The 19,961-nt window shown below is 65.5% G+C and carries 19 protein-coding genes; 7 read left to right on the forward strand and 12 right to left on the reverse strand.

What is annotated here, in order from left to right:
* Positions 1–89: 89 nt before the first annotated feature.
* The 3 genes from OKW40_RS34840 to OKW40_RS34850 all read right to left on the reverse strand — a co-directional run bounded on the left by OKW40_RS34840 (position 90) and on the right by OKW40_RS34850 (position 3,763).
* Positions 90–1,268 carry a porin gene (locus OKW40_RS34840; RefSeq protein ID WP_429493990.1) on the reverse strand — a complete coding sequence of 393 codons (1,179 nt, stop codon included), beginning with the start codon at positions 1,266–1,268 and terminating at the stop codon, positions 90–92.
* A gap of 329 nt (positions 1,269–1,597) precedes the next feature.
* Positions 1,598–2,713 (reverse strand): succinylglutamate desuccinylase/aspartoacylase family protein, encoded by a 1,116-nt coding sequence (locus OKW40_RS34845; protein ID WP_429493599.1) that lies wholly within the window; start codon positions 2,711–2,713, stop codon positions 1,598–1,600.
* A gap of 267 nt (positions 2,714–2,980) precedes the next feature.
* Entirely contained in the window at positions 2,981–3,763 is a 783-nt protein-coding gene (locus OKW40_RS34850) for an ABC transporter substrate-binding protein (protein ID WP_184049411.1), read from the reverse strand.
* 652 nt (positions 3,764–4,415) lie between these two features.
* Here OKW40_RS34850 and OKW40_RS34855 point away from each other — a divergent pair.
* Entirely contained in the window at positions 4,416–5,657 is a 1,242-nt protein-coding gene (locus OKW40_RS34855; RefSeq protein ID WP_429493600.1) for an extracellular solute-binding protein, read from the forward strand.
* Positions 5,657–7,495 carry a diguanylate cyclase domain-containing protein gene (locus tag OKW40_RS34860; protein ID WP_187613752.1) on the forward strand — a complete coding sequence of 613 codons (1,839 nt, stop codon included), beginning with the start codon at positions 5,657–5,659 and terminating at the stop codon, positions 7,493–7,495. The genes OKW40_RS34855 and OKW40_RS34860 overlap by 1 nt, the downstream gene beginning before the upstream one ends.
* 121 nt (positions 7,496–7,616) lie before the next feature.
* Here OKW40_RS34860 and OKW40_RS34865 read toward each other — a convergent pair whose 3' ends face one another.
* The 7 genes from OKW40_RS34865 to phnG are packed head-to-tail and all read right to left on the reverse strand — an operon-like array spanning position 7,617 to position 13,560.
* The gene (locus OKW40_RS34865; RefSeq protein ID WP_429493601.1) at positions 7,617–8,750 is read right to left on the reverse strand and encodes an alpha-D-ribose 1-methylphosphonate 5-triphosphate diphosphatase; all 1,134 of its coding nucleotides are present in this window, start codon (positions 8,748–8,750) and stop codon (positions 7,617–7,619) included.
* Between the two features lie 36 nt (positions 8,751–8,786).
* Positions 8,787–9,575: a phosphonate C-P lyase system protein PhnL gene (gene phnL / locus OKW40_RS34870; RefSeq protein WP_429493602.1), complete on the reverse strand. Its 789-nt coding sequence runs from the start codon at positions 9,573–9,575 to the stop codon at positions 8,787–8,789.
* An 8-nt stretch (positions 9,576–9,583) separates the two neighbouring features.
* Positions 9,584–10,354, reverse strand: coding sequence for a phosphonate C-P lyase system protein PhnK (gene phnK / locus OKW40_RS34875; RefSeq protein WP_184039285.1), 771 nt, complete (start codon positions 10,352–10,354; stop codon positions 9,584–9,586).
* A complete protein-coding gene (locus OKW40_RS34880) occupies positions 10,351–11,301 on the reverse strand; it encodes an alpha-D-ribose 1-methylphosphonate 5-phosphate C-P-lyase PhnJ (protein ID WP_429493604.1) in 951 nt (316 codons plus the stop codon). The genes phnK and OKW40_RS34880 overlap by 4 nt, the downstream gene beginning before the upstream one ends.
* Positions 11,298–12,434: a carbon-phosphorus lyase complex subunit PhnI gene (locus OKW40_RS34885; RefSeq protein ID WP_090809515.1), complete on the reverse strand. Its 1,137-nt coding sequence runs from the start codon at positions 12,432–12,434 to the stop codon at positions 11,298–11,300. Before OKW40_RS34885 ends, OKW40_RS34880 begins: the two co-directional genes overlap by 4 nt.
* Positions 12,434–13,045, reverse strand: a complete 612-nt coding sequence (gene phnH / locus OKW40_RS34890) for a phosphonate C-P lyase system protein PhnH (RefSeq protein ID WP_184060655.1) — start codon at positions 13,043–13,045, stop codon at positions 12,434–12,436. Before phnH ends, OKW40_RS34885 begins: the two co-directional genes overlap by 1 nt.
* A complete protein-coding gene (gene phnG, locus OKW40_RS34895; protein ID WP_187613756.1) occupies positions 13,045–13,560 on the reverse strand; it encodes a phosphonate C-P lyase system protein PhnG in 516 nt (171 codons plus the stop codon). Before phnG ends, phnH begins: the two co-directional genes overlap by 1 nt.
* Before the next feature lie 179 nt (positions 13,561–13,739).
* Between phnG and phnF the strand changes: the two genes are divergently transcribed.
* Genes phnF through phnN form a run of 3 tightly spaced genes read left to right on the forward strand, consistent with a single transcriptional unit; the run spans position 13,740 to position 15,807 of the window.
* Positions 13,740–14,498: a phosphonate metabolism transcriptional regulator PhnF gene (gene phnF, locus OKW40_RS34900; protein WP_090809521.1), complete on the forward strand. Its 759-nt coding sequence runs from the start codon at positions 13,740–13,742 to the stop codon at positions 14,496–14,498.
* Positions 14,495–15,259, forward strand: a complete 765-nt coding sequence (locus OKW40_RS34905; protein WP_429493606.1) for a DUF1045 domain-containing protein — start codon at positions 14,495–14,497, stop codon at positions 15,257–15,259. Before phnF ends, OKW40_RS34905 begins: the two co-directional genes overlap by 4 nt.
* Positions 15,256–15,807: a phosphonate metabolism protein/1,5-bisphosphokinase (PRPP-forming) PhnN gene (gene phnN / locus OKW40_RS34910; RefSeq protein ID WP_090809526.1), complete on the forward strand. Its 552-nt coding sequence runs from the start codon at positions 15,256–15,258 to the stop codon at positions 15,805–15,807. Before OKW40_RS34905 ends, phnN begins: the two co-directional genes overlap by 4 nt.
* Before the next feature lie 15 nt (positions 15,808–15,822).
* Here the strand turns inward: phnN and OKW40_RS34915 are convergent, their stop codons facing one another.
* Entirely contained in the window at positions 15,823–16,731 is a 909-nt protein-coding gene (locus OKW40_RS34915; protein WP_184039306.1) for a LysR family transcriptional regulator, read from the reverse strand.
* A gap of 111 nt (positions 16,732–16,842) precedes the next feature.
* On the opposite strand from OKW40_RS34915, the gene OKW40_RS34920 reads away from it, so the two are divergent.
* Entirely contained in the window at positions 16,843–18,033 is a 1,191-nt protein-coding gene (locus OKW40_RS34920; RefSeq protein ID WP_429493607.1) for a M20 aminoacylase family protein, read from the forward strand.
* A gap of 84 nt (positions 18,034–18,117) precedes the next feature.
* On the opposite strand, the gene OKW40_RS34925 is transcribed toward OKW40_RS34920, so the two are convergent.
* Positions 18,118–18,942: an IclR family transcriptional regulator gene (locus OKW40_RS34925; RefSeq protein ID WP_429403478.1), complete on the reverse strand. Its 825-nt coding sequence runs from the start codon at positions 18,940–18,942 to the stop codon at positions 18,118–18,120.
* Between the two features lie 244 nt (positions 18,943–19,186).
* On the opposite strand from OKW40_RS34925, the gene OKW40_RS34930 reads away from it, so the two are divergent.
* On the forward strand, positions 19,187–19,891 hold the full coding sequence (locus OKW40_RS34930; protein WP_429354144.1) for a FadR/GntR family transcriptional regulator: 705 nt from the start codon (positions 19,187–19,189) through the stop codon (positions 19,889–19,891).
* The last annotated feature ends 70 nt before the right edge of the window (positions 19,892–19,961 follow it).

Raw genomic sequence — 19,961 nt, forward strand, 5'->3', positions numbered from 1 at the left:
CGCCGCAAAAGAAAAAGCGCCCCGTAGGGCGCTTTCCATCGATTCGATCAGGCAGGGAACACAGATGTTCCCCACCGCGAACCGTCTGCTTAGAACTTGTGACGCAGACCGAGACGGAACGCCAGCTGATTGTCGGCGCCGACGCCCGACGTGCTGAAGTAGCTCGAGCTCGAACCGATCTGTGCCTGCAGATCCTGCGTGCCGTTGCGGCCCGACGCGATCTGATAGATGCCCAGCACGTACACGTCCGTGCGCTTCGACAGCGCGTAGTCGCCGCTCAGGTCCACCTGGTTCCAGTGACCGACGTTCGCGCCGCTCAGGTGCATGTACGTGTAGCCCGCGCCTGCCGTGATAGCCGGCGTGACCGCGTACTTCGCGCCTGCTTCGTAGGCGGCGAACGTGGTCGACCCACCCGAGATCGGTGCGAGGCGCGTGTTGGTGTACAGGGCCCACAGCGTCGCCGGGCCGAATGCATAGCGGCCGCCAACGCCGACCGTGCGCAGATCCTGGATCTGGCCGTTGCCGATCGTCGGGAAGCTGACGTTAGCCAGCGAAGTCGAGAAGGCCGGCGATGCCTGGCCCGGATAACGGATGTCCGTGTACGCCGCGCCGATACCGAACGGGCCGTTCGCGTAGTTCGCGCCGAAGCTGTAAGCGCGCGACGAACCTGCCACCGGGGCAGTGGACGTGCCCGTACCCGGCGTGCCGGCAAAGCCGCCTGCCGTGTTCGAGAAGCCGTACATCGCGCCGAAGGTCAGGCCGGAGAAGTTCGCGCTGCTGAACTTGACCGAGTTGTTGATACGGCTCGACGTGAGCTGGTCGACGTCGTTGATGTGGTAAGCGTAGTTGCCCGCGACGGTCTGGCCGCCGGTGGCGTAGTTGGAGCCGAGGTAGTCGGTCGAGAACGAGTACTGGCGACCGAACGTCAGCGAGCCGACGTTGTTCTGCGACACGCCGACGTACGCCTGGCGGCCGAACATCGCGCCGCCCTGGCCGGCGGTGCCGTTTCCGCTGTTGAAGCCGTTTTCCAACACGAACAGCGCCTTCAGGCCATTACCGAGGTCTTCCGTGCCACGCAGGCCCCAGCGGCTGCCGTTCGCGACGCCGTCGTCGTACTTGGTCAGGCTGCTGTGGCCGGTGGCCGTTTTCGAGTTGTTCACGTAGCTGATACCGGCATCGATCAGGCCGTACAGCGTGACGCTGCTTTGTGCGTGAGCGGCGGAGGCGAAGACGGCAAACGTAGCGGCGGTCAGGATTTTCTTGTTCAACATACTTCTCCGAGTTAGCAAATTTTGGCGATCGCGACGCGCTGCTCTGTGGCATCGTCGTGCGATGGCCGGCAATTTAAGGGAACGCAGAGTAAGGTATGTGACACTGAAAAATTCTTTTCACGGTGTCGTGTCGGCGCGACACTTTGCGTGTGCACCGGAGGCAGGTGTATCGGTGGCGGGGCGGGTCGGTCGAACCTGGAGCGAGGCTGGACGCGTGGCAGCGAATCGCCCGCCTGGCGGCGGGCGATCGGTTATTTCAGCTGGTGCGTGAAAATTCAGTTACATGGCCGGCCGCGACAGCAGCGACGGTCGCAGCGGCTCTGGCGTCAGTTGCTCAGCAACGAGCCGCTGCGGAACGGCGTCTGGCCGGCGATGCGCGCGAATTCGAGGCCGGCCGTCGCGAAACGCGCCAGATGCCGCGCGTACAGCACGCCGGCCACGGTGTTTTTGATCGTGACGACGCGGTCCGTCAACGGATCGACGATGTCCGCGATTTGCTGGCCCACGTCCACCCACGTGCCGACCTCGCAGCGATAGACGAGCACGCCGCTGATCGGCGCGACGAGCGGCTCGGCGCCCGCGAGCGGCGTCGCGGCGAATTCGAGCGGCGGCATCGGCGCCGGCTCGCCGTCGACCACGCCGCGCAAGGTCAGATACTCGATGATCGCCTGCGCGTCTTTTTCCGCGAGTTCGTGCGACACATCGCGCTGGCCGCGCAGCTCGATCGTGACCGAGATGCCGCCGTTCGGGATCGGGAAGCGCTCGCCGAAACGGCCGCGCAGATCCGACCAGCAGAAGCTGTGGATCTCGTCGAACGGATTGCCGACCGAGTTCAGCGCGAGCAGCGACGCCTTCGCGTCCAGGTAGCGCGCGAGCGGTTCGACTTCGGGCCACAGGTCCGGATTGGTGTACAGGTGCATCGCGGCTTCCCAGTCGCAATGCAGATCGAGCACGACGTCGGCGTCGTACGAGAGCTTTTGCAGCGCGAGGCGTTGCGAGCCGAGTTCGGTGGTCGGCTGCTGCGCGTCGAGCGCTTCACGCATCGCCGCGCGGATGGCGGCGCGGTTCGCGTCGATGTCGCTGGTCAGACGCGATTCGATGAACGGCTGCACGAGTTCCGCGAGGTCGTAGAAGTTGCGGTTGAAGTTCTGCGCGCTGCCGGTTTCGAAGCGGCCGAGCATCTGGCCGAGCAGATGCTGATTAAGGCCGATCGGATTCGGCACCGGCACGACCACGACTTCGCCACGCAGCTTGCCCGCGGCTTCGAGCGTGGCCAGCTTGCGGCGCAGCGACCACGACACCAGCATCCCGGGCAGTTCGTCCGCATGCAGCGACGACTGGATATAGATTTTCTGGCCGCCGCCGGGACCGTAGTGGAAACTCGTCAGTGCACGGGCGGTGCCAAGCGACGGGGCAATCAGCGGATGGGTCTGGGTTTGCATGGTTTTGGCTTCGCGGCCCGTTCGGAGCAGCCGCGCTAGGTGGTTGATTGCAAGGGGAAAGACGCGCGCCGGCAGCGCGCGTGGTCCGCATGCGCGGACTGCGGCAACCTGTCTCAGGGAAGCCGCGTCTCGCACGATCTTAGCCGATATGCCACACGATGTGGCTTGATGCGGCTAGATGTGGAGCCGCAAAAACAAAACGGGCTCCGCGTCGCGGAGCCCGTTTCGGACAAGCTGCCGGCGCGCCGTACGGCGCGCGTGGGCGATTTAGCTGCCGTACACGTCGAAGTCGAAGTACTTCTTCTCGATCTTCTTGTAGGTGCCGTCCTTGATCATGTCGGCGATCGCCTTGTCGACCTTCACCTTCAGATCGGTGTCTTCCTTGCGCATGCCGATGCCGGCGCCATTGCCGAGGATCTTCGGATCGTCGAGATCCTTGCCGACGAACGCGAAGCCCTTGCCGCGCGGCGTCTTCAGGAAGCCCTGGTCAGCCTGCACCGCGTCTTGCAGCGCTGCGTCCAGACGGCCCGAGATCAGGTCGGCGTAGACCTGGTCCTGGTTCTGATACGGCACGACTTTCGCGCCCGCCGGTTCCCAGTAGGTCTTCGCGTAGGTTTCCTGGATGGTGCCCTGTTCGACGCCCACCGTCTTGCCCTTCAGCGATTCAGCGGTCGGCAGGATGCCCGAGCCCTGCTTCGCGACGAGGCGCGTCGGCGTATTGAACAGCTTCGACGAGAAAGCGATCTGTTCGGCGCGTTGCGGCGTCATCGACATCGACGACAGCACGCCGTCGAACTTCTTCGCCTTCAGTGCCGGGATCATGCCGTCGAAGTCGTTTTCCACCCACACGCACTTCGCACCGACGCGCTTGCAGATTTCGTTGCCGAGGTCGATATCGAAGCCAACGAGCTTGCCGTCCGCGCCTTTCGACTCGAACGGGGGATAGCTGGCATCAACACCAAAACGGATCGTCGACCAATCTTTAGCGTGTGCGCCAATCGAGACGGTGGCAAGTAGAGCAACCGTCAAAGCCGCTAGCAGTTTTTTCACTGTTTTAACTCCTCGTGTAGTTCAATTACGCCCTCGGCGGTTGTGCCGCCTTGGGACGCCCGGCGCGTCTCGCAAACGGGCTTCTGGTCAGGATGCAAGCCGGGGTGGCCTGCAACGCGCGCCAAGCTTATCAGTTCAAAAATATTGGGAAGCTAGTAAAACACCGGATGGCGCGGGAGGAGGCCCCTCTAGAGCAACGCTTGCGCCCCAGCCGGTGTGACCGGATCGTACACCGTTGGTAGGGTTTGCGTAACGCGGATGCAATGCACGAGCGGTAATACGAAGGGCCGGCGAGCGTAATCGACCGGGATTTACGCCGGTTTTCTCGCAAGTTCACCGAAAACCGGTTTGAAACGCGAGTTTGAAACGTGGACGGATCGTTAAAGCTCGCGACTGAATTTGCCGTTAATTAAGAACGGCCTCGAGGCTATTGCCCTACACGTTATTACCAGCATCGATATTTTTGCGCCGCCGTTTCGAACCGGTGCAAAAAACAAAGGCTTTGGCGCTATCATCGATGCTCCCTGCGCTGGACGCCGGCCGCCCGCGCAGGCGGGGATCGCTCGGGCGCAGGTCGTCGGACGGCCGTCAAGATTCAAATTCCGCGCGTTTGCGCTCGCTCACATGGCCTTTCTGCTCAACGGTGTTATGCATGCACACGATGTTGTTCACGGCGGATCAAACAGGCTGTTGTAAACAGACTTTCAAGCGACGAATCGCGAGCGCCGGCGTGCGGGCTCGCGCGGCATTATTGCAGCGCCGGTTTTTTGACGGTTTTTTGTCGAGCGTTACATCGGGATTTGCATCGATTGGCTCATCCGGATTTTCGTGCGACGTTTTTTCCGGGGTTTTACCCCGCGTGTCGCGCGTTCTGATAGGCGCATTGCTGTGCGCGGGTTTCGGCGCGGCGACGCCCGCAGCGGCCGCCGAGAAAGTGCTGCACGTTCTCGCATGGCCCGGCTATGCGGACCCGGACGTCGTGAAGGCGTTCGAAGCGCGCTACGGCGCGAAGGTCGAGGTCACGCTCGTCGATTCCGATGAGGCGCTGTGGGCGCAGATGCACAGCAAGGGCGCGCCGCCGTTCGACGTACTCGCCGCCAACACCGCTGAAATCCGCCGCTATACGCAGGCGAATCTGCTGGCGCCGCTCGATCTCGCGAGTCTGCCGAATACGAAGAAGCAGTTGCCGCGTTTCCAGGCGCTCGGCTCGATCGACGGCCTGACCTCGGCGGGCAAGGTATACGCGATTCCGTTCACGTATTCGTCGATGGGACTCATCTACGATCGCAAGCAGATTCCGGTTGCGCCGCATTCGATGCTCGAACTGTGGAACCCGCGCTATCGTGGCAAGGTGCTCGACTTCAATAGCGCGCAGCACAACTTCTCGTTCACCGCGCTTGCGCTCGGCTATCCGCATCCGTTTCAACTCGACCCCGCGCAGATGCGCACGATCGCGCACAAGCTCGTCGATCTGCGCCGCAACCTGCTGACCTACTACACGCTGCCCGAAGAGGCGACCGCATTCTTCATCCAGCACAAGGTCGCGTTGATGTTCGGCAACTACGGCACGCAGCAGGTGCAGTTGCTGCGGAGTGCGGGCGCCGACGTCGGCTACGTGATTCCGGACGAAGGCGCGCTCGCGTGGCTCGATTGCTGGTCGATGACGCGCGCGGCGAGCGACCAGCCGCTCGCGCTCGAGTGGATCAACTACATGCTCGAGCCGAGCGTGAGCGCGTTGCTGACACAGCGCCAGGGGCTCGCGAACACGCTGACCGAGCCGGCCGAAGGCAGCGCCAACGCGCACATCGTCTGGATCAGTCCGGTGGAAGATATCGAGCGCCGCGAGCAACTGTGGACGCGCATCGTGTCGGGCGACCGTTCGGAGCGCTTCTGATGCTGCATCGCGGCCTGACCTTCAAGCTATCCGTGCTGCTCGCGTGCATCGGCGTGCTGGCGTCGGGCGCGACCGGCTATTACGCGTATCGCGCGAATCGCACGATGCTGGTCAACGAAGCGGAGCACAGCCTGCAGACGTCGACGGAGCTGCTCGGCCAGCGCATCGCGGTATCGATCGACGACGTCGCAGCGGATGCGCTCGTGCTCGCGACGATGCCGTCGTCGGTGAGCGTCGCGCAGACCGACGACGGTATCGGCCCGAACCTCGGCCGCGAGCGGCTCGCGCAGGTGTATTCGAGCTTCATGCTGCACCACCCGGAGTATCTGCAGGTGCGGCTGATCACGCGGCAGCATCACGGTCTCGAACTGATCCGATTCGATCGCGACAGCGATGGCCTCGTGCGCGTAGAGGGTGACGATTTGCAGGAAAAAGCTCAGTTTCCCTACGTATTCGAAACGCTCGCGTTTTCGCCGGGCCGCATCTACACGTCGCCGATTTCGGTCAATCACGAATCCGGCACGCATGCGGCGCAAGGCAAGCCGACGCTGCGTCTCGGCACGCCGATCGCGGATGCGCGCGGCACGGTGGTCGGCGTCGTCGTAATCGATGTCGATCTGGCCGGCATGCTGCGGCGTTTGCAGAGCGATCTGCCGAGCGACTATCAGGTCTATCTGGCGAACGAGTGGGGCGACTTCCTGATCCATCCCGACGCGTCGAAAACCTTCGGTTTCGACCGCGGCCGTCGCGTGCTGATGCAGGACAGCTTCCCGGCCACGAAGCAGCTGTTCGAGCAACGCCAAAGCGAGGTGCTCATCAACGGTCTCGCCAGACCCGGCGAGGCGGCCGGCCGTGTGCTCGCGTTCGTGCGGCGGCCGTTCGGCGGTTCCGAGGGCAACCGCTTCATCGTGCTCGGTCTCGCGAAGCCGCTCGAGGACGTGCTGACCGGCGCCAATCAGCTCGGCACGCGGATCATTCGCATGGTGCTGGTGTTCAGCGCATTGTCGGTACTGCTGGCGATCCTGTTCGCGCGAGCGCTGACCAAGCCGCTGCATCTGCTCGCGTATGCGGCGACGCACCTGTTCGCCGACCACGCGATGCACACCTTGCCGCTTAAACGCACCGACGAAATCGGCGTGCTCGCGCGCTGCTTCGAGCGTTTGCGTTGCGAAATCCGCGCGCAGATGGATACGCTGCACAGCAAGCAGAGCGAGCTCGTGCATCTGGCCTCGCACGACGTGCTGACCGGCTTGCCGAACCGCATGCTGTTCATGCAGAAGCTCGAGAACGCGATCGAGGAGGCAAGCTTCCGCCGCGAAGGCCTCGCCGTGCTGTTCGTCGACCTCGACCGCTTCAAGCAGATCAACGATCAGTTCGGTCACTCGGTCGGCGACAAGGTGCTGGTCGCGGTCGCACGCCGTCTGAAGGACGTGCTGTATGCCGGGGACGTGGTCGCGCGGCTCGGCGGCGACGAATTCATCGTGCTGATCGAAGGGCAGCGCGCGGCCGAGGTCACGCCAGAAATCGCCGAGCGCATCATGGACGCGCTGAACGAAACGCTGACCGTCGACGGCAATAGCATGACGGTCGGCGCGAGCATCGGCATCAGCGAGTTCCCGCACGACAGCGGCAATGCCGAGGAACTGCTGCTGAACGCCGATGCCGCGATGTATGCGGCGAAATCGGGTGGCCGTTGCGCGTATCTGCGCTATCAGGATCTGCTCGCCATGCGGCTCGACGAACAGGCTGGGCAGGCGAGGGCTGCCCAGGCCCAGCTCGCCCAGGCGCACGCCGCGCGCGATGCGACCGAGGGGCGCGAGGCGGAGCCCACCGCGTGACGCGGTTTTACCCGCGCCGCTGAGGGTTTTCTATTGCCACGCCGCGATCGCGCCGCGAGTGCCTTCTTGCTGCAACTGTAGCAGCGCGTGATCGAGCGTCAGGCGCGCTCAACCAGCCCACTCAAACGATCCGCCCCCCTGCGCGATAAGTCGCGCGCGGCACCGGCAGCTTGTCGAGCATCGTCACGCGCACGAGATCCGCGCGCAGGCCGGGCTCGATCGCGCCGCGGTCCGTGAGACCGGCGGTGCGCGCCGGCTCGGCCGAGACCGTTGCCATCGCGCGCGGCAGCGACCAGCCCGCTTTTTCGACGAGATCGAACACCGCGGTCAGCAAGCTCGACGGCACGTAATCCGACGACAGGATGTCGAGCAGGTCCGCGCGCGCGAGTTCCAGCGCCGACACGTTGCCCGAATGCGAGCCACCGCGCACGATGTTCGGCGCGCCCATGATCGTCGCGATGCCATGCTCGCGCGCGGCTTGCGCGGCGATCCGCGTGGTCGGGAATTCGGCGAGCACGATGCCCTCGGCCTTCGCCTGTTCGACGTGCTCGATCAGCGTGTCGTCGTGGCTCGCGACCGGAATGCCGAGCCGCCGGCAACGCGCGACGATCTCGCGGCGGTGCTCGTCCGCGTAACGCTCCTGTTCGACCGCGAGTTCGGCGAGCGTGCTCGCGACACGCTCGTCGCTCATCTTGCCGTTGCGCTCCTGGAAGCGGCGCCATTGCTCGCGGTCGTGCCATTGGCGCTGGCCCGGCGTATGGTCCATCACCGACGCGAGCCGCAGCAGCGGATGCGCGCACAGCGAATCGAATACCTCGAGCACGTCGGCGGTCGCGATCTCGCAGCGCAGATGCAGAAAGTGCTCGGCGCGCAGTAGTCGACGCGTGGACAGCCGCAGCAGCGAATCGGCGCATTGCGTTTGCACATCGCGGTTACGCAGCCCCACGCTCGAGCGCGAGCCGATGGCGAGCGCGTCGAATACCGTCGTGATGCCGGCTGCGGCGACCTGCGCGTCGTGAATCACGAAGGCCGCGTCGGTATTCCATTCGACGCCGGGACGCGGCACGAGGTGCTTCTCGAGGTTGTCCGTATGCAGTTCGATCAGACCGGGCAGCAGATAATCGCCGTCCCAGTCTTCGGCGTCGCGCGCCAAACCCGCGCCGCGTTCGACGTCGCGAATCACGCCGTCTTCCACGCGCACGGTGCCAATGAATTCTTCGTCTCGCGTCACGATGCGAGCGTTACTGATCAACATCGACTTGCTCCGTAGTCAGTCGGGACTGGTGTCAATTTAGTGCCGCAGCGGCGGCCGCAGTTCCAGGCGGCGCGTCGCGACCTTGTTGCGGGTCTCTTCGTCGTGAAAGATACCAACGATCGCCGCGCCGCGCTCGCGCGCCTCGACGATCAGATCGGCCACAACGTCGCGGTTTTCCGCATCGAGCGAAGCGGTCGGTTCGTCGAGCAGCAGCAGCGGATGTTCGGCGATCAAACCTCGCGCGATGTTCACGCGTTGCTGCTCGCCGCCCGAAAACGTCGCGGGCGCGAGCGACCACAGACGTTCCGGCACGTTGAGCCGCGCGAGCAATTCAGCGGCGCGCGCGTTTGCTTCAGGTTCGGCGACGCCGTGCAAGACCAGCGGCTCGGCGACGAGCGCAAGCGTCGGCACGCGCGGGATCACGCGCAAAAACTGGCTCACATAGCCGACCACGCGACGGCGCAGCCGCAGCACGTCACGCGCTTCGGCACCGGTGATTGCAATGGGCCGACCGTGATCGCTGGTGTCGCGGATCGCAATCGAGCCGCTGCTCGCCAGATAGTTGCCGTACAGACAGCGCAGCAGCGTGCTCTTGCCCGCACCCGATGGCCCAACCAGCACCACGCATTCACCGCGCTCGACCTCGAGCGACACGTTCGCGAGCGCGTCGATCCGCACACCGCCCTGGCCGTGCAGCGTGAAAGTCTTGCCGATGCCGATGGCGCGCAGCATCAGCGCCGCGTTGTCGGCGAAAGCGCGCTCGCCGTGGCGTGCATCGCTGCCTGCTTCATTGACTACCTCAGTGACTACCTCAGTGGATTGCATCGTGAGCCTCAAACCGGCAGAACCGAGGAAACCAGCGTTTGCGTATACGGGTGCTGCGGATCGTCGAGCACCTGATCGGTCAGACCCGCCTCGACGACTTCGCCCCCTTGCATCACCATCAGCCGATGCGCGAGTAGACGCGCGACGCCGATATCGTGCGTGACGATCAGCACCGACAGATGCAGCGTCGAGCTCAGCGTGCGCAGCAAATCGAGCAGACGCGCCTGCACGGACACGTCGAGACCGGCGGTCGGTTCGTCCATGAACACCAGACGCGGACCGGTGACGAGATTGCGCGCGATCTGCAGACGTTGCTGCATACCGCCCGAGAACGCGGCGGGGAATTCGTCGATGCGAGTGGGGTCGAGTTCGACGCGCTCCATCCATTGCGTGGCTGTGCGGCGAATTTCGCCGTAGTGGCGCGCGCCGACCGCCATCAACGGCTCGCCGATATTGGCGCCGGCCGATACGCCACTGCGCAGGCCGTCGCGCGGATTCTGCTGCACGAAGCCCCACTCGGTGCGCGTCAGCAGACGGCGGCGCGGCTCGGACAGCGCGCGCAGATCGAGCGAGTCGCCATGCGACGCGGTGTAGTGCAGCGAGCCGCTATCGGCCTCGGTCTTCAGCGCCAGCGTGTTGAGCAGCGTGGTCTTGCCCGAACCCGATTCACCGACGATGCACAGCACTTCGCCCGGATACAGATCGAAACTCACGTTGCGGCAACCGTTACGGCCGCCATATTGTTTGGTGAGCGCGCGTGCGCTCAGAAGCGGCGTCATGCGGATTCTCCTTCGCGCGTGCCGTGGGGCAGCGGCGCTTGCGCTTCGATAGCGCCGTCGGCGTCGCTATCGCCATCGCCGCGCCGCCCGTGACAGTAGTCGCTGTCCGAGCAAACGAACATGCGCGTGCCCGCATCGTCGACGATCATCTCGTCGAGAAAGCTCTCCTTCGATCCGCACAGCGCACACGCGTGCTGCCACTTCTGCACTTCGAACGGATGATCGTCGAAGTCGAGGCTGCGCACCGGCGTATAGGGCGGAATCGCGTGAATGCGGCGCTCGCGGCCCGCGCCGAACAGTTGCAGCGCGGCGTTCATATGCATCTTCGGATTGTCGAACTTCGGGATCGGCGACGGCGAGCTCAGATAGCGATGATTGACGATCACCGGGTAGTCGTACGTGGTCGCGATGCTGCCGTGATGCACGATGTCCTCGTACAGCTTCACGCTGATCAGCCCGTAATCGGCGAGCGCATGCAGCTTCTTGCATTCGGCGACGCGCGGTTCGAGCCGGTACAGCGGCTCGGGCATCGGCACCTGATAGACGAGGATCTGCCGCTCGGTCAGCGGCGTTTCGGGAATCCGGTGCCGCGTCTGGATGATCGTCGCTTCGCTCGTGTGCCGCGTGGTCGCCACCCCCGTGGTGCGCGCGAAGAAGCGGCGGATGTTGACGGCGTTGGTGGTTTCGTCGGAACCCTGATCGATGACCTTCAGCGTGTCCGTCTTGCCGATGATCGCGGCCGTCACCTGGATGCCGCCGGTGCCCCAGCCATACGGCAGCGGCATTTCGCGCGACGCGAACGGCACCTGGTAGCCCGGCACGGCGACTGCCTTCAGCAGCGCGCGGCGCAGCATGCGCTTGGTCTGCTCGTCGAGATACGCGAAGTTGTAGCCGTGCGCGGCGGTGTCGCGTGAGGTATTGGCAACAGCGGTGTCGGGCGCGTTCATGCTGCCTGCTCCTTGTCGGTGGCGCGGCTTGTTTCATCGTTGCTGTGATGCTGCGCGCGCAAACGCCGCACCAGTTCCAGCTCCGCCTGGAAGTCGACGTAATGCGGCAGCTTCAGGTGCTGCACGAAGCCCGACGCCTCGACGTTGTCGCTATGCGACAGCATGAACTCGATGTCCTGCGTCGGTGACGCGAGCGTCTCGCCGAGTTCTTCGGCACGCAACGCGCGATCGACGAGCGCCATCGCCATCGCCTTGCGTTCCGAGTGGCCGAACGCGAGGCCGTAGCCCTGCGTGAAGGTGGGCGGCACCGTGCCGCTGCCCGCGAACTGGTTGATCATCTGGCATTCGGTGATGTCGATATCGCCGATGTCGACCGCTTCGCCGAGTTCGTCGAGGTCCATCTCGACCGCGATCGTGCCGAAGCGGATCTCGCCCGCGAACGGATGCGAGTGCGCGTAGCCGCGTTGCGTCGCATAGCCCATCGCGAGCAGAAAGCCTTCGTCGCCACGCGCGAGATTTTGCAGACGCGTCGCGCGGCTCGCCGGAAACGCGAGCGGTTCACGCGACAGGTCGCCGGGTTCCGCGCCGTCGGGAGTCGGCCGCTCCTGTTCGATCAGGCCTTCCTTGTCGAGCAGCGACACGACGCGCGGCATCGATTCCGCCTCGGGCGGCTCTTGCGGAACCGGCCCGCTGCCCCGCGTCACGTCTTGCTGCGCGTCCTCACCATCGGCCAGCAACGCGAAATCGAGCAGACGCTGCGTGTAGTCATAGGTCGCGCCGAGCAGCTGGCCGCCGGGCAGGTCCTTGAAGGTCGCCGAGATGCGCCGCTCGACCTGCATCGTTTCGGTATCGATGGCGCGCGTATAGCCGAAGCGCGGCAACGTGGTGCGATACGCGCGCAGCAGGAAAATCGCCTCGACCAGATCGCCGGCCGCCTGCTTGATGGCGAGCGCCGCAAGCTCCTCGTCGTAGACCGAGCCTTCGGTCATCACGCGTGCGACCGCGAGCCGCAACTGCTCGCGAATCTGCGCGACGCTCAGTTCGGCGATTCGCGTATCGCCGCGGCGCGCTTTGTCGAGCAGGCGCCACGACGCTTCGATCGCGCGTTCTCCACCTTTGACGGCAACGTACATCAGTTCACCTTCGCTTCGGTTGTGCGCGGCAGGCCGATCACGCGCGGGCCGCAAACCAGATAACAGTCGATGCCGCACGGAAACAGCGGCGCGAGCATTGCGCGTTCTTGCCAGAACCGCGCGGGAAGACCGACCGGCGAAATCGTTTCGGCATCCAGAATGCCGGGGCCGCTCAGCGTGACCGCTGCGCCGCCCGTCAGCGCGTCGACGCGGATCAGCAACGTGGCCGATTGTTCCGGTGACTCGGCACTGCCGGGCGCGAAGCTTTCGAGCGACGGCAACGCGTCGGCATCGTGCACATACACGAACGCGGCGTTGCCGGGCGCATCGACGAGCGGCGCGCCGGTATGAAAACGCAACGCCGACGCGAGCGCGGGATCAGGCTGCGCGAGCCACACCGGCGTCGCGTAGTCGCAGAGCGTCAGCAGTGCGGCAAACGCGGCGGGTTCGACCGGCGTATTGCGCAACTCGGGCAGCACGTCGCGGATCACGCCGATCGTGCCGGGCCGCGACAACGCGTCGAGCAGCGTGCGAAACACGGCCTGGGTATCGTGGACCGGGTCCGCGAAACCCGGCGTCAGCGTGGACAACGCAATCGGTGAACGTTCCATCAGTCGCCTCGCACCATCGTGAAGAATTCGACGCGCGTCGCCGCGACGTCCTGTTGCTGTTGCGCGCCCCGGGCCTGCTGTTGCGCGGCGAATGGCTCGATCAATTGACGATGCAGGCTGTCGTGATGCTCGGGCATCTGCAGCAAGGCATCGGCGAGCGCGGCAAGCTCGGCGCGACGGCGGTCGCGTCCCAGATGGCAGGCGACGCCGACGGTGGCTTCGGCGTCGCCGCTGGCATGCAGACGCAGCGTGGCGCGCGTAACCGTGGCTTCGCCGAGATTGAACGGATCGCCGCTGCCGCCGATGCGCCCGCGCACCATCGCGAGGCCGATTTCAGGGGGGCGCAGCCAGTCGTAGGCGGGGGTGGGGCGGCCTTGCAGCGCGCGCTGCAGCGCGGCTTCGAGGTCGGCGCGCGGCGTGCGCGCCAGCACGGCCATCCAGGCGCGCCGCGCCGCCGAAGACACGGCCGGCAATGGCGAGGAGGATGGTCGGGGCGGAACGGAACTCGGGCTCATCGGATTTCCTGTCGATCCAGCGAGTGGGCATTGAAGCATCTATTCATCTAAACGTCTAGACGTTTATAAGCATAGTTGTCTGGACTGTTGCGCGCGGCGGACGTTCATATTTTCATCACGGCTCGCGCACTACAATGCACGTCATGGCGATCATTTGAACCGAAGGGAATGACAGCACCATGACATCGAACGACAGCGCGGCGCCGGCCACGACGCTCGAACGCGGCGCGGGCGTGGCCGTCTGGAGACAGATCGAACAGATTCTCGCCGCAGAGATCACGGCAAGCGGGTTCGGCGAAGAAGGGCGGCTGCCGAGCGAGGGTGAGCTGGCGAAGCGCTTCGACGTCAACCGTCACACGGTGCGCCGCGCGATGCTCGGCCTCGCCGCGCTCGGCCTCGTCAGCGTCGAGCAGGGGCGTGGCACGTTCGTGCAGCCCGGCGCGATCGACTATTCGATCGGCCGCCGTACGCGTTTCACCGAAAACCTGCGTCAACAACACCACTCGCCCGCGGGCACGATGCTGTCGGCCGCGCGCGTGAAGGCCGAGCCCAGTGTCGCGAAGGCGTTGGGTCTGCGCGCGGGCGCGGCGGTCTATCGCATCGAATCGCTGAACGAGTCGGACGGCGTACCGCTCACGTACGCGCGCAGCTGGTATCCGGCCGCGCGTTTTCCGGATTTGCCGGAGGTCGTGCAACGCCTCGGCGGCACGACGAAAGCGCTGGCCGAATTCGGCGTGGACGATTATCTGCGCAAGTGGAGCCGCATCGGCAGCGTGCTGCCCGAGCCGGAAGTCGCGCGGCGGCTCAACATCAACCGTCAGCAGCCGGTGCTGTGGGTCGAGAACGTCGACGTCGATCTGCAGGGCACGCCGGTCAAATACGGCTTCACGCATTTCGCGGCCGATCGCGTGCAACTGCTCGTGGAGCATGACCTGTGAGCGGCCCCGCATGGAGTGCCGAAGCGCGCTTTGCGCTGTACTACGCGCCGTCGGTTGAATCGGCGTGGTGGCAGGCCGGCTCGACATGGCTCGGCCGCGATGCGCGAAGCGGCGAGCGCCGCGCGCAGCCGCAGCCGCCAGGCCTGACGCGCCCGCTCGCCGCGTTGACCGCCGCGCCGCGCCGCTATGGCTGGCATGGCACGCTGGTCGCTCCGTTCCGGCTCGGCGCCGGCGTCACGCAGCCCGACCTGCTCGCGGCCGCGCGAGCCTGGGCGCTCGCGCAGCGGCCGTTCACGTTGCCGGTAGAAGCGGCCACGCTGGGCGACTTCGTCGCGTTGCGACCGGCCGATGCAGATGGCGAGACGCGCATTGGCGAGCTCGCGTCGAACGCGCTGCAGTCGCTCGACAGGCTGTGCGCGCGGCCGTCGGCGGCCGATCTCGAGCGACGGCTCGCCGCGCCGCTCAGCGAACGCCAACGTGCGTTGCTGTTGCAATGGGGCTATCCGTACGTGTTCGACGAGTTCCGTTTTCACATGACGTTGTCCAGTTCGCTCGCCGATGCCGACGAGCGCGCGATGCTGCTCGCATGGTGGCGGGAGCGCGCGCCCGCGCTCGGGCCGCTCGCTGTGGATCAGGCCGCGCTGTTCGTCGAGCCGGCGCCGGGCGAGCCGTTCGTGCTTTGGCAGCCGCTGCCGTTCCGCCACGGCGCGCAACCTGGCGATCGCACTGACGAGCAGCAAGACGAGGTGAGCAGCCAATGACCGGGCGTTTGATCTACGTGATGGGGCCGTCGGGCGCGGGCAAGGATTCGCTGCTGCAGTTCGCGCGCATGCGGCTCGCCGGGGAGCCGCTCGTATTCGCGCATCGTTACATCACGCGGCCGAGCGGCAATGGCGAGGTGCATGTTGCACTAAGCGTCGAGGAGTTCGCCGCGCGCTCGGTGCTTGGCCTGTTCGCGCTCGAATGGTCGAGCCATTCGCTGCGCTATGGCATCGGCATCGAACTCGATGCGTGGCTCGCGCGCGGCTGCACGGTGGTCGTCAACGGCTCGCGGCAGTACCTGCAGCATGCGCTCGCGCGCTATCCACGCGCGGAAGTGGTGCACGTGAGCGCCGCGCCGCATATTCTCGAAGCACGGCTCGGCGCGCGGGCGCGCGAATCGTCGGAGCAGGTCGCGGCGCGGCTCGCGCGGCGCGCGCCGTTTGCGTTGCCGGCCGGCGTGCGCTGCACGACGATCGACAACTCCGGCGCGCTCGAAGAAGCGGGGCACGCATTGATCACGGTGCTCAAGGAGCAGGTGAGCGCGTAGCGCAAGCACGCGGCCTTACTGCACGGCTCCCATCCGCTCCCGCGTCACCTGCCGCAAACATGCGACGAACTGCTGCACGGCCGGCGTCGGCAGCAGATCGCGTCGCGAGATGATGCTCAGATCGTAGTTCGGCAGCGCGTCTTCGATCTGTGCGACGCGAATGCCGAGCGGCGCGACCCTCTGCGCAAGCGGCCGCGTGAAGCAACTGATCACGTCGGTCTGCGACACGAGCCCGAGCGTGACTGCAAACGACGACGGCGCGCGCAGCAAGCGCTTCGGTACCGGCAAGCCGTGCGCGCTGAACATCGCCATCATCACGCTGTGCGGGAAGTGATCGGCGCCGACCGTGACGATCCACTCGGCGTCGAGCAGCTCGGACAGACGCGTGACGTTCGCGAGCGGATGGCCAGCGCGCATCGTGACGACGAACTGCGTCGAGTACAGCGGCACCTGCACCAGATCGTTATCCAATGCCAGAACGTGATGGATCGCCGCGAGATCGAGCGCGCCGTTGCGCAGACGCGCGAGCGCGTCGGGCACCGTCACTTCCTCCAGATGCAGACTCACGAGCGGCATCCGCTCGCGAAAGCTCGACACCGCATGCGGCAGTACCGTCAGCGCGAGCGATGGCATCGTGCCGACGCTGACCTTGCCGGCCAGTTCGCCCTTGACCTGCTCGACGGCCTCGACCGTGCGGCGCATGTCGCCGAGCAACTGCTCGGCGCGCGGCAACAGCGCGAGCCCGCACGCGGTCAGCTCGATGCCGCGCACGCTGCGTACCATCAGCTCGGCGTTGAGCGCGCTTTCCAGCTCGCGAATCGTATGCGTGACGGCCGGCTGCGTGACGCCAAGCTCACGCGCGGCGGCGCGCAGACTGCGGTGATGCGCGGCGGCGACGAAGGCCTGCAACTGCTGCAGCTTCATAAGGGTAACCCCGTATATAAGGCTTGTTAATCAGGGTGAAAAAAATAGCATCTTATTCGAACAAAACAGCGTGGCTATAGTGCGAGGCTACTCACTGGAGCCATACAAACTATGAACGAGACCCCGCGTTTGACCGAAGTGTCCGATCTGGAACCCGCCGCCGCGAGCCTGCGCGAGATTCGCCATCACATTCACCACCATCCGGAACTCGCGTACGAGGAAGTGCAGACCGCGGCGCTCGTCGCGGAAAAACTCGAACAGTGGGGCTGGCAGGTCACGCGCGGGGTCGGCAAGACCGGCGTGGTCGGCACGCTGAAAGAGGGTGACGGCAAGCGCAGCATCGGCATTCGCGCGGACATGGACGCGTTGCCGATCATCGAACAGACCGGCCTGCCGTACGCGAGCGGCACCCACGGCAAGATGCACGCGTGCGGCCACGACGGCCACACCACGATCCTGCTCGGCGCCGCGCAACGTCTCGCGGCCACGCGCAAATTCTCGGGCAGCGTGCATTTGTATTTCCAGCCGGCCGAGGAAAGCGGCATCGACAGCGGTGCGCTGAAGATGATCGACGACGGCCTGTTCGAGCGCTTCCCGTGCGACGCCGTGTTCGGCCTGCACAACCATCCGGGAGCCGAGCCGGGCGTGTTGCTGTTCCGCAAGGGACCGTTCATGTCGGCGGGCGACAAGGCGATCATCACGATCGAAGGCGTCGGCGGCCATGCGGCGCGTCCGCATCTGACCGTCGATCCGGTCGTGGTCGCCGCGAGCATCGTGATGGCGCTGCAAACGATCGTCGCGCGCAACGTCGATCCGTCGCAGCCCGCCGTGGTGACGGTCGGCTCGATGCACGCGGGCACCGCGAACAACGTGATTTCCAGCAGCGCGCGGCTCGAACTCAGCGTGCGCTCGTTCAGCCCCGAGGTGCGCGCGTTGCTGAAGAAGCGCATCACTGAGTTGGCCGAGTCGCAGGCCGCGAGCTATGGCGGCAAAGCGCACGTCGAGTACATCGAAGGCTATCCGGTCGTCATCAATACGGATGCCGAAACGGATTTCGCGGTGCAGGTCGCGCGCGAACTGGTGGGCGACGACAAGGTGGTCGAGCAGACCGACATCCTGATGGGTAGCGAGGACTTCGCATTCATGCTGCAGAAGCGGCCGGGCACGTTCCTGCGCATCGGCAATGGCGTCGGCGAGGACGGCTGCATGGTGCACAACCCGCACTACGACTTCAACGACCGCAGTCTGCCGATCGGCGCGGCGTTCTGGGCACGGTTGGTGGAGCGCTATCTCGCGCAGTGAGCGCTTGATGCAAACGACGCGGCGCGCACGAGGCGTGCGCGCCCGGCTGCTCGTCACCGCGCGGCCAGAGCCACGAAGCGTTCATTAGCCGCGCCGCGCGACCATCTCCGAGACTGTCTGCGCGGCGCGCTGCAGCGGTTCCAGGAACGCCTTCACCATCTGTTTGGCCGAATTGCGCTGTGCGTTGCCGCTGATGTTCATCGCGGCGATCACGCGGCCCTGGCGATTGCGAATCGGCGCGGACAGCGAAATCAAGCCGCCTTCGAGCTCCTGATCGACGATCGCCCACCCCTGGCGACGCACCTGCTCGATCAGCGTCTTCAACTCTTGCTTGTCGGTGACGGTGCGCGGCGTGTGCGCGTAGAGCGGCGTCGAGTTCAGCGTCGCGTCGAGCGTCTCGTCGTCGAGCGAGGCAAGCAGCACGCGGCCCATCGACGTGCAGTACGCGGGCAGGCGGCTGCCGATCGACAGGTTGATCGTCATGATCTTGTGAGTCGGCACGCGCAGCACGTAGACGATCTCGGTGCGATCGAGCACGGCCGCGGAGCAGCTTTCGTGCACCTGCGCCGACAGGCTTTCCATTACCGGTTCGGCGAGATTCCAGAACGGCATCGAGGTCAGATACGCGAAGCCGAGGTCGAGAATCTTCGGCGTCAGCCGGAACAGGCGTCCCTCGGCTTCCACATAGCCGAGTGTTTGCAGCGTCAGCAGGATCCGGCGCGCGCCGGCGCGCGTGAGGCCAGTCGCCGCGGCGACGTCGGTGAGCGTCTGTTCGGGCCGCGTCGCGTCGAACGCGCGGATGACCGCGAGGCCGCGCGCGAACGACTGCACGTACGAGTCGCCCGGTTTCTCCGGGGCCGGTTCGGCGTTGGCGGGCGCGACGGAAGACGGCGGCAGGGCTTTGCTCATGGACCTTGATCGTGGGTTCGGAAGAGTGCGCGCGAAGGACGCGCGACGCGCGTTCGTTTCGATGCGGCGCCGCGTTTTGCGTTGCGGCGCAAAGGCGAGACGATAGCTTAAGCCTTCTATTTCGCCAAATAACGCCGATTTGTGCAAAAAGCCCAGGGTTTGCGTGAATGCGATTCCCACTCCAAATTTGTATGATGACCCGATAACCTGACTAGTTCGCGACACCCTGTCCAACCGATCCGCCATGTTCGACAAGATTCCCGCGCGCGCTTTGAGCGACACAGTCGCGCAGCAACTGCTGAAGCAGATCGACAAGGGCACCTTCGCGCGCGGCGCCAGGCTGCCGACCGAAGCCGTGCTCGCACAACAGTTCGGCGTAAGCCGCACGGTGATTCGCGAGGCGCTGTCGCGACTGAAGAACGAGGGGGTGGTCGAGCCGCGCCAGGGCAGTGGCGTGTTCGTCGCCGGGCACGGCGCGATCCGCCCGCTGCGAATCGACTACGCGCAAGCCGTGGAGCCGGGCTCGGTCGTGCAGATCCTCGCGCTGCGTCGCGCGATCGAGGCGGAGGTCGCGTCGGAAGCCGCGATGCGCCGCAGCGATGCCGACATGGCCGCGATCGACGCCGCGCTCGCGCGCATCGAGCGCGCGGTCGGCAATGGCGAAGACGGCGTCGCCGAAGACGTCGCGTTTCATCGCGCGATCGCGGCGGCTACGGGCAATCCGTATTTCCTGAAGACGCTGACGTTCCTCAATCAGTATCTTGAAGCGGGCACGGTCGTCACGCGCCGCAATGAGGCGCTGCGCGAGGACTTCTCGCGGCAGGTGCGCGAGGAGCACGCGGCGATCGCCGCGGCGATTCGCGCCGGCGATCCGATGGCGGCGCGCAATGCCGCGCAGACGCATCTGTACAACGCGGCGCGGCGGCTTGCCGAGGCGGGCATCGTCTGACGCGCTGAAGGCGCGCGGTGATTCCGACGCGCGCGAACTCACGAATGCGGCACCCATCCATAGAGGTCAT

The sequence above is a fragment of the Paraburkholderia sp. RAU6.4a genome (assembly GCF_050435625.1).
Taxonomy (GTDB): Bacteria; Pseudomonadota; Gammaproteobacteria; order Burkholderiales; family Burkholderiaceae; genus Paraburkholderia; species Paraburkholderia tuberum.

What these genes read in the sequence shown, in the direction of transcription:
- OKW40_RS34845 (WP_429493599.1), bottom strand. Translation starts at nt 2,713, where the DNA reads ATGCAAACCCAGACCCATCCGCTGATTGCCCCGTCGCTTGGCACCGCC.
- OKW40_RS34855 (WP_429493600.1), top strand. Translation starts at nt 4,416, where the DNA reads ATGCACACGATGTTGTTCACGGCGGATCAAACAGGCTGTTGTAAACAG.
- phnN (WP_090809526.1), top strand. Translation starts at nt 15,256, where the DNA reads ATGACCGGGCGTTTGATCTACGTGATGGGGCCGTCGGGCGCGGGCAAG.
- OKW40_RS34885 (WP_090809515.1), bottom strand. Translation starts at nt 12,434, where the DNA reads ATGTACGTTGCCGTCAAAGGTGGAGAACGCGCGATCGAAGCGTCGTGG.
- OKW40_RS34925 (WP_429403478.1), bottom strand. Translation starts at nt 18,942, where the DNA reads ATGAGCAAAGCCCTGCCGCCGTCTTCCGTCGCGCCCGCCAACGCCGAA.
- OKW40_RS34880 (WP_429493604.1), bottom strand. Translation starts at nt 11,301, where the DNA reads ATGAACGCGCCCGACACCGCTGTTGCCAATACCTCACGCGACACCGCC.
- phnH (WP_184060655.1), bottom strand. Translation starts at nt 13,045, where the DNA reads ATGGAACGTTCACCGATTGCGTTGTCCACGCTGACGCCGGGTTTCGCG.
- OKW40_RS34930 (WP_429354144.1), top strand. Translation starts at nt 19,187, where the DNA reads ATGTTCGACAAGATTCCCGCGCGCGCTTTGAGCGACACAGTCGCGCAG.
- phnG (WP_187613756.1), bottom strand. Translation starts at nt 13,560, where the DNA reads ATGAGCCCGAGTTCCGTTCCGCCCCGACCATCCTCCTCGCCATTGCCG.
- phnF (WP_090809521.1), top strand. Translation starts at nt 13,740, where the DNA reads ATGACATCGAACGACAGCGCGGCGCCGGCCACGACGCTCGAACGCGGC.
- phnK (WP_184039285.1), bottom strand. Translation starts at nt 10,354, where the DNA reads ATGACGCCGCTTCTGAGCGCACGCGCGCTCACCAAACAATATGGCGGC.
- OKW40_RS34915 (WP_184039306.1), bottom strand. Translation starts at nt 16,731, where the DNA reads ATGAAGCTGCAGCAGTTGCAGGCCTTCGTCGCCGCCGCGCATCACCGC.
- OKW40_RS34865 (WP_429493601.1), bottom strand. Translation starts at nt 8,750, where the DNA reads ATGTTGATCAGTAACGCTCGCATCGTGACGCGAGACGAAGAATTCATT.
- phnL (WP_429493602.1), bottom strand. Translation starts at nt 9,575, where the DNA reads ATGCAATCCACTGAGGTAGTCACTGAGGTAGTCAATGAAGCAGGCAGC.
- OKW40_RS34860 (WP_187613752.1), top strand. Translation starts at nt 5,657, where the DNA reads ATGCTGCATCGCGGCCTGACCTTCAAGCTATCCGTGCTGCTCGCGTGC.
- OKW40_RS34920 (WP_429493607.1), top strand. Translation starts at nt 16,843, where the DNA reads ATGAACGAGACCCCGCGTTTGACCGAAGTGTCCGATCTGGAACCCGCC.